Origin of the sequence: Streptomyces sp. SID13726, assembly GCF_010548375.1 — a bacterium.
Classification (GTDB): domain Bacteria; phylum Actinomycetota; class Actinomycetes; order Streptomycetales; family Streptomycetaceae; genus Streptomyces.
Window position 1 is genome coordinate 1 of record NZ_JAAGLY010000436.1, and the last position, 445, is coordinate 445.

At 74.2% G+C, this 445-nt stretch carries 1 protein-coding gene; it reads right to left on the reverse strand.

What is annotated here, in order from left to right; translation table 11 throughout:
- Positions 1–445 (reverse strand): lyase family protein (locus G3I78_RS48465; RefSeq protein ID WP_275424939.1); only part of this gene is annotated, 445 nt, incomplete at both ends.

Consider the following 445-nt stretch of genomic DNA (forward strand, 5'->3'; position numbering starts at 1 on the left):
AGCGCGATGACGCGCTGCGGGAACCCGGCGGGCGTGTTGATGCCCGTGCCGACGGCGGTGCCGCCGAGCGGGACCTCCGCCGCGCGGGGGAGCGCCGCCTCGAGGCGCTCGACGCCGTAGCGGATCGCGGCGGCGTAGCCGCCGAACTCCTGCCCGAGCGTGACGGGGGTGGCGTCCATGAGGTGGGTGCGGCCCGACTTCACGACGGTCGCGAACTCCGCCGACTTGGCCTCGAGCGTCTCGGCGAGGTGGCCGAGCGCGGGCACGAGGTCCCGCACGACGCCCGCGGTGGCGGCGACGTGCACCGACGTGGGGAACACGTCGTTGGAGGACTGCGACGCGTTGACGTGGTCGTTCGGGTGCACGTCGCGCCCGAGCGAGCGCGTGGCGAGCGTCGCGAGGACCTCGTTCGTGTTCCTGTTCGACGACGTCCCGGACCCCGTCT